6 protein-coding genes and 1 pseudogene are annotated in these 6162 nt (G+C 67.9%); 2 read left to right on the forward strand and 5 right to left on the reverse strand.

Annotation, left to right across the window (positions count from 1 at the left end):
• Nucleotides 1-1044: FAD-binding oxidoreductase (locus tag AC2VOU_RS11900; protein WP_486957564.1), on the reverse strand; the 1044-nt coding region annotated here is incomplete at its 3' end.
• Nucleotides 1045-1080: 36 nt separating this feature from the next.
• Here AC2VOU_RS11900 and AC2VOU_RS11905 point away from each other — a divergent pair.
• Complete coding sequence (locus AC2VOU_RS11905; RefSeq protein ID WP_486957565.1) at nt 1081-1968, forward strand: alpha/beta hydrolase; 888 nt, start codon at nt 1081-1083, stop codon at nt 1966-1968.
• Nucleotides 1969-2111: 143 nt separating this feature from the next.
• Here the strand turns inward: AC2VOU_RS11905 and AC2VOU_RS11910 are convergent.
• A pseudogene (locus tag AC2VOU_RS11910) lies at nt 2112-2759 on the reverse strand (TetR/AcrR family transcriptional regulator).
• Nucleotides 2760-2924: 165 nt separating this feature from the next.
• Between AC2VOU_RS11910 and AC2VOU_RS11915 the strand changes: the two are divergent.
• A complete protein-coding gene (locus tag AC2VOU_RS11915; protein WP_486957566.1) occupies nt 2925-3050 on the forward strand; it encodes a hypothetical protein in 126 nt (41 codons plus the stop codon).
• Between the two features lie 301 nt (nt 3051-3351).
• Here AC2VOU_RS11915 and AC2VOU_RS11920 read toward each other — a convergent pair whose 3' ends face one another.
• The 3 genes from AC2VOU_RS11920 to AC2VOU_RS11930 all read right to left on the reverse strand — a co-directional run.
• Nucleotides 3352-4776 (reverse strand): NAD(P)(+) transhydrogenase (Re/Si-specific) subunit beta, encoded by a 1425-nt coding sequence (locus AC2VOU_RS11920; protein WP_486957567.1) that lies wholly within the window; start codon nt 4774-4776, stop codon nt 3352-3354.
• Nucleotides 4773-5099, reverse strand: coding sequence for an NAD(P) transhydrogenase subunit alpha part 2 (locus AC2VOU_RS11925; RefSeq protein WP_486938592.1), 327 nt, complete (start codon nt 5097-5099; stop codon nt 4773-4775). The genes AC2VOU_RS11920 and AC2VOU_RS11925 overlap by 4 nt, the downstream gene beginning before the upstream one ends.
• A partial coding sequence (locus AC2VOU_RS11930; RefSeq protein WP_486957568.1) for an NAD(P) transhydrogenase subunit alpha occupies nt 5100-6162 on the reverse strand: 1063 nt, incomplete at its 5' end. It abuts the gene before it with no gap.

Raw genomic sequence — 6162 nt, forward strand, 5'->3', positions numbered from 1 at the left:
GTCGGCAAACCGGGCGACCGCGGCCAGCGGTAGCGCGACGTCGAACTTCAGCGGCGGCCCGAATAAGCCTACGACCTCGGCCACGGATTCACGGACCCGCCAAAGCCGTTGTTGTGCAGCCGTATCGACGCCCACCGCAGGCTCGCCCGACGGCTGCACGCCGTCCAGCAGCCCGGCGAGTCGCCCGGTCTGATCGTCGTCGGACGCCAACTCCACCAGCAGCAGCCACCGACCGTCGACCGGCGGCGGCAGACCGAGATGCTCGTCGGCCAGCGCACCGGCCCGCCCGTCGATGAGTTCCAGCGCCGCGATGCCGTCCAGGTCCCGGAACAGCCGGCCCGCGTCGACCAGAGCATTCAACTCGTCGAAGCCGCAGACCGCGGTCACCCGATGCGCCGGATCCGGATGCAGACGTAAATCCAGGGCGGTGATCACACCGAGTGTTCCCTCGGCGCCGACGAACAGCGACGGCAGGTCGTAGCCGGTGTTGTCGGCCCGCACCTGCGAGTGCCGCCGGACCACCGACCCGTCGGGCAGCGCCACCTCCATCCCGAGCACCTGGTTGCCCATGTTGCCGTAGCGCACCGTGCGCAACCCGCCGGCGTTGGTCGAAGCCATCCCGCCGACGGTCGCGGTGTCGCGCGCGGCCAGGTCGACGCCGAACACCAGGCCGTTCGCAACGGCCGCGCGCTGCACCGCGCTCAGCGTCGCGCCCGCTTCGGCCGCTACCCGGCGTTCGGCGCGGTCGACATTGCCGATGACAGAAAGCCTTTCGGTGGACAACAGCACGTCGTCGTGTTCGGGGACGGTGCCGGCCACCAACGACGTCCGGCCACCCTGGATGGTGACGTGGGTTCCGCTATCGCGGCACATCCGCAACACCTCGGCCACCTCGTCGGCCGAGCCGGGCCGCACCAGGGCGCGGGCGGCGCCCCGGTAGCGACCGGTGTAATCGACGCTGCGTCCCGCGAGCACGTCGGGGTCGGTGCTGACGTATGTAGCCCCCACCAGCGAGGACACCTGCCGCAGGAGATCCGGGCCCATGGCGCCGGTTTACCACACTGATGCAAGACTGCTGTCATGCAGCGCGACGATGTCTGGTTCAACTCCGGCAGCGACCGGATCAGTGCCTGGCTGTATCGACCGGACGGCGACGGCGACACACCACTGCTGGTGATGGCGCACGGACTGGGCGCGGTGCGCACGATGCGCCTGGACGCCTACGCCGAACGCTTCGCCGCGGCGGGTTACGCCTGTCTGGTGTTCGACTACCGGAACTTCGGTGACAGCGAAGGTGCGCCGCGCCAACTGCTCGACATCGGTATGCAGTTGCAGGACTGGACAGCCGCCACGGCCTTCGCCCGCACCCTGCCGGGAATCGACCCGCAGCGAATTGGGTTGTGGGGCACGTCTTTCAGTGGTGGTCATGTGATCGCCACGGCGGCCCGGGTGCCGGGCATCGCGGCGGTGGTGTCGCAGTGCCCGTTCACCGACGGTGTCGCGTCGCTGGCCGCGATCAATCCGTTGGTCAGCGCCCGCCTGACGGCGTTGGCGATCCGCGACATCGCCAGGTCGCGCTTCGGCGGCAACCCGGTGATGGTGCAGACAGCCGGACACCCCGGCGAGGTGGCGCTGATGACGGCCCCCGACGCGTACCCCGGGTATCTGGCGTTGGTACCCGACGGCGTCGACCTGCGCAACGAGGTTGCGGCGCGGATCGGCGTGAAGCTGTTGCCCTACCGCCCGGGTCGGCTCGCGGCGAAGGTGCCCTGCCCAATCCTGTTCTGCATCTGCGAAACCGACACCGTCGCCCCGTCCGGGCCGACCCGCCGCTACGCCGCTGCGGCGCCGAAAGGCGAGGTGAAGCTTTATCCGCAGGGACATTTCGAGATCTACACCGGCGATGCGTTCGAGCGGGTGATCGCCGACCAGCTCGAGTTCCTCACGCGAAAGCTACCTACCGGATGACGCTGCCGGTGCTGATGCCGCGCGCGGGGGCGGGCGCAGGTCGTGTCCGCTGCGCCGGGAATTGTCGACCCTAACCGGCGCTCCTCAAACAGCTATCGCTCGATCCCCTCCGCGGCTTCGTCCCATCGAGGCCGAGAGGTCGGTCATGGCGCGACGACATCCGTTCGGGTCGCGCCCAGTGGCGCCTCGGCCCGGACCGCCTCGTCGCGAATCAGGCCACGCAGCAAGGCCGTGCTGAACTCGGCGGCGATCTCCTTGGCACTGCGTCGTCCACTCGGCCGCAGCCAGCGGTAGGCGCCCAACGTCATCCCGATGTAGCCGAGCGCGACGACGTGGGAGTCGCACTGGAAAAATTCGCCACTGGCGATGCCGCGGTCGATCAGCCCGTGCACGTGCTCGTAGACCTGGGTTTCCTTCTCGCGGACCGCCTCGACCTGCTCCTCGGTGAACCACTCGGTGATGTAGGGCTGCTCCTGGAAGTACACCGCCGCGCCCTCGGGGTTGACGGCGATGTTGTCGAGCAGTCGCACGGTGTACTGTTAGAGGGCTTCGCGGGCAGACATGGTCGGGTCGTCGTGCACGGCGTCCAGGGTGCGCTCGGCGGCCTGCTGGTAGATGTCGTAGAGGATCAGCGACTTGCTGGCGTAGTAGTGGTAAACGGTGGCCTTGTTCAGCCCCACGACGTCGGCGACGTCGTCCATCCGGGTACCGTGGTAGCCGCGCGCGGCGAATAGCTTGGTGGCTACGGTCAGTAGCTCCTCGCGGCGGGTGAGCCCGTTCTCGGATGGCATGTCTACTCGCTATCGGCGGTCCCGGGAAAGCCCGGAGTCAATCAACTGGTGGGTAGTCTAAGCAACGCGACGGTTCACTGTTGCGCGTTGCCCGGTAGGACTAGACTCGGATACCGCGCCCGCGCGCCGTCAGCTGTCCGATTTCACGTCGAAAGGGTATGGCACATGGATCCGGACCCGAGTTATGACTTTTCCGACGAAATCGAGTTTTACCTGCGGTACGTGCCATGGGGCCTTCGGGGTGTGGTAGACGGCAACGGCTATCCACCGCCGGCTTACCCGCCTGTCTGAGTGACGCTTACCTAGCACCGAGAGCGACGGCGATCGCGTCGGGCCCTCACCCAGCGACCGGCCGCTGCGCGGGTCGTCGGTGGGCAGCGGTTTGGCGGGGTCTGCTTGATGGAGCCAGTCCGACACTGCCTCGAAAAGGCCCCCCACGCTGGAGACAGCGAGCGCGTTGTAGTCGATGGCACAGCCATTGGTGTCGTGACTCGTCGTATGGTTGCGCCGCCAGAATGACGTCGAGGCGATCGCGGGCACCCTGGTGAACCTCGGCGACCTGGTTACCGGCAACACGGCATTCTGACCGGGGCTACAGCGCCTTCAGCTCCTCGGCCACCGCGGTCACCGACTTCTTCGCGTCGCCGAACAGCATCGTGGTGCCCTCGCCGTAGAACAGCGGGTTGTCGATGCCCGCGAAGCCGGAATTCATCGACCGCTTGAGCACGATCACCGACTTCGCCTTGTCCACGTTGAGAATCGGCATGCCGTAGATGGGGCTGGACGCGTCGTTGCGGGCGGCGGGGTTGGTGACGTCGTTGGCGCCGATGACGATCGCGACGTCGGTCCGGCCGAACTCGTCGTTGATGTCGTCCATGTCCTTCATCGCGTCGTAGTCGACCTCGGCCTCGGCCAACAACACGTTCATGTGCCCGGGCATCCGGCCGGCCACCGGGTGGATCGCATACTTCACCTCCACCCCCTTGGCCTCCAGTAGCGCCGCCATGTCCTTGACGGCGTGCTGGGCCTGCGCGACGGCCAAGCCGTAACCCGGGACGACGATCACCTGGTTGGCGTAGGCCATCTGGATCGCGGCATCGGCCGCGGAGGTGGCCTTGACGGTCTTGTCGCCGGCATCACCGCCGCCGGCCGCGACTCCCCCGCCGCCGAATCCGCCGGCGACGATCGCGGGGATGGAGCGGTTCATCGCCTTGGCCATCAGGTTGGTCAGGATCGAACCGGACGCGCCGACGATCATGCCGGCGACGATCATGGCGGTGTTGTTCAGCGCCAGACCGGCCGCGGCGGCCGACAGTCCGGTCATCGCGTTGAGCAGCGAGATCACCACCGGCATGTCGGCGCCACCGATCGGCAGCACCACCATCAGCCCCAGCACCGCGGCGGCGGCCAGCAGGCCGATCATCCACCACAGCGACGCCCCGCCGCTGCCGGGGTGGGCATGGAGTCCGATCTCTACCGCCGCCGCGATCGCCCCGGTCAGCAGCAACAGGTTGAGCGGCTGCTGGAGCTTGCCGAGACCGATCGGCGCGCCGGAGATGATCTCCTGCAGCTTGCCGAAGGCGATGATCGAGCCCCAGAACGAGATCGACCCGATGATCGCGGCGAACAGCGACGCCACCACGATGTGCACGGTCGGCGACTCGTGATGCTGGAACGCCGAGAAGCCCTTGGTGTCCATGAATTCGGCGAGTGCGATCAGCGCGACGGTGCCACCGCCGACGCCGTTGAAGAACGCCACCAACTGCGGCATGGCGGTCATCTTGGTCATCCGGGCCGGCGGAACACCGAGCACGACCCCGACGACCAGCCCGGCGACAATCAGCACCCAGGATTCGGTGTGGCGGATCTTGATCAGCGTCGCCGCCACGGCCAGGGCCATACCGACCGCAGCGATCAGGTTGCCGCGCACGGCGGTCTTGGGCCCGGTCAGGCCCATCAGGCCGTAGATGAACATCGCGAACGAGACGATGTAGAGGCCGATCACCAGGTAGTTCATTTGGCGGCCTCGGGCGTCTTCGCGGGGCCGGACGCCTTCTTGCCCTTGAACATGCCCAGCATTCGGTCGGTGACGATGAAGCCGCCGATGACGTTGAGCGTGCCGAACACCACGGCCACGAACAAGATGATCTGCACCGCCAGAGAGGGATGCTCGACCTCGCCGAACACCACCAGGGCGCCGAGCACCACGATGCCGTGGATGGCGTTGGTGCCCGACATCAGCGGGGTGTGCAGCGTGTTGGGCACTTTGGAGATCACCGCGAACCCGACGAACCCGGACAGCACCAGGATCGCCAAGTTCGCGAGAAGTTCGTCGTACATCTAGTCCTCCCCGACCGTCTGCCGCGTCACACATGATTGCGCGACGACTTCGTCCTCGAAGTCCGGGGCCAGCTTGCCGTCTTTGATCAGCAGGTCCAGCAGCGCGGTGATGTTTTTGCTGTACAGCTCGCTGGCGTGTTCGGGCATGGTGGCCGGCAGATTCAACGGCGAGGCGATCGTGACGTCGTGGCGGACGACGGTGCGACCCGGTTCGGTGAGCTCGCAGTTGCCGCCGGTCTCGCCGGCGAGGTCGACCACGACGCTGCCGGGCTTCATCGCTTCGACGGCGGCGGCGGTCACCAGCCGCGGCGCGGGACGGCCGGGGACCAGCGCCGTGGTGATGACGACGTCGAATCCGCTGATCGCCTTTTCGAGTGCCTGCTGTTGCTGGGCCCGCTCTTCGTCGGTGAGCTCGCGGGCGTAGCCGCCCTCACCGGCGGCGTCGATTCCGAGATTCAGCCACTGCGCGCCGACCGAGCGGACCTGGTCGGCGACCTCGGGCCGCACGTCGTAGCCGGTGGTGCGGCCACCCAGCCGTTTCGCCGTGGCCAGCGCCTGCAGCCCGGCCACCCCGACGCCGAGCACCAGCACAGTGGCCGGCTTCACGGTCCCAGCGGCCGTGGTCAACATCGGGAAGAACCGGGTCGACTCCGAAGCGGCCAGCAGCACGGCCTTGTAACCGGCGACGTTGCCCTGCGACGAGAGCGCGTCCATCGCCTGCGCCCGCGAGATCCGCGGAATGGCTTCCAGCGCAAAGGCCTGCACGCCGGCCTGCTCGAGGGCGCCGATCGAGTTCTCGGCGTTGCGCGGCGCCAGGAAGCCGATCAGGGTCTGCCCGCTTTTGAGCCGGCTGACCTCTTCGGCGGTCGGCGGCGCGACCTTGACCACGACGTCGGCCGCCCACGCGTCGCCGATGGTCGCTCCGGCCTCGGTGTAGAGCGCGTCGGGAAGCAGCGCGCGTTCACCGGCGCCCGCCGCCACGATGACCGCCACACCGCTTTTCACCAGCGGCGCGATTGCCTTGGGCACCAGGGCGACCCGCCGCTCGTCGGCTCCCGACTCG

The organism is Mycobacterium sp. TH-M25 (assembly GCF_057473665.1).